This is a genomic window from Mesorhizobium sp. M7A.F.Ca.CA.002.09.1.1 (genome assembly GCF_003998555.1).
Classification (GTDB): Bacteria; Pseudomonadota; Alphaproteobacteria; order Rhizobiales; family Rhizobiaceae; genus Mesorhizobium; species Mesorhizobium ciceri.
Genome location: NZ_RZRR01001319.1, coordinates 1 through 1,037 on the forward strand (window position 1 = coordinate 1; position 1,037 = coordinate 1,037).

The window sequence follows — 1,037 nt, forward strand, 5'->3', positions numbered from 1 at the left end:
TTGCCGGGCTCACCTGGGGCGCGGAAGACCTGTCGGCGGCGCTCGGCGCGCGCAGCGCCCGCGACGAGCATGGCCGCTACACGGACGTGTTCCGTCATGCTCGCACCATGACCATACTCGCCGCCGGTGCGGCGGAGGTCGCGGCGATCGACACCGTCTTCCCAAATTTTCGCGACATGGCGGCCTTCGCCGCGGAGTGCGCCGAGGCCGAACGCGATGGCTTCACCGGCAAGATGGCGATCCACCCCGATCAGGTGCCGGTCATCAACGCAGCCTTCACGCCGTCGGCCGAGGCGGTGAGACAATCGGCGGCAATCGTTGCTGCGTTCGCGGCAGCGGGAAGCCCCGGCGTCGTCGCTATCGACGGCAAGATGTTCGACCGCCCGCACCTGCGGCTGGCCGAGCGGCTTCTGGCGCGGGCGAAGGCGGCAGGTGTTTCCGCCTGAGCGCCTGCTACCAAACCAATGGAATCAGGCGGTAACGGACCCGGGCCACATAGTCGTCATAGCCGCGCAGACCGGCGCGAAGCGTTTTCTCTTCGATGAAGGTGCGGATGGCCAAGAGAACGACGAGCACGAGCACCGACGCCAGCCCCCACCAGGAACCAAGCAGAAGTGCCGTGCCGGCGAAGAAGAGGATGGCGCCGGCATACATAGGATGGCGGACGTAGCTGTAAGGCCCGGTGGAGATCACACGTTGTCCGCGTTCGTCCTGGATCTTGACCACGGGCGCCGCAAAACTGTTCTCCAGCATCGTCAGATAGCAGATCCAGATTCCGAGCAGCAGGACCAGTGCGCCGACCACCTGCACCCAGACGGGAACCGCCGACCAGCCGAAACGCACGTCGAATCCCATGAATATCTGAGAACCAAAGATGGCGAGCAGAAGTATGGACAGCAGCACCTTGTCGGCCGCGTCCTGATTCTTCTGGATGGGAGAGCTCAGCCGCTCATTCATCAGACCGGGATCGCGCCTCGCCAGCGCCACGCCCAAGGTGAGACTGAGGCCCACCATCCCCACCAGATATACCCAGGCCC

The 1,037-nt window shown here is 64.8% G+C and carries 2 protein-coding genes; one reads left to right on the top strand and one right to left on the bottom strand.

Going from position 1 to position 1,037, the window contains the following annotated elements; translation table 11 throughout:
• Positions 1-446 (top strand): aldolase/citrate lyase family protein (locus EN994_RS32870; protein WP_164746494.1); only part of this gene is annotated, 446 nt, incomplete at its 5' end.
• Positions 447-453: 7 nt separating this feature from the next.
• Here the strand turns inward: EN994_RS32870 and EN994_RS32875 are convergent.
• A partial coding sequence (locus EN994_RS32875) for an isoprenylcysteine carboxylmethyltransferase family protein (RefSeq protein WP_164746495.1) occupies positions 454-1,037 on the bottom strand: 584 nt, incomplete at its 5' end.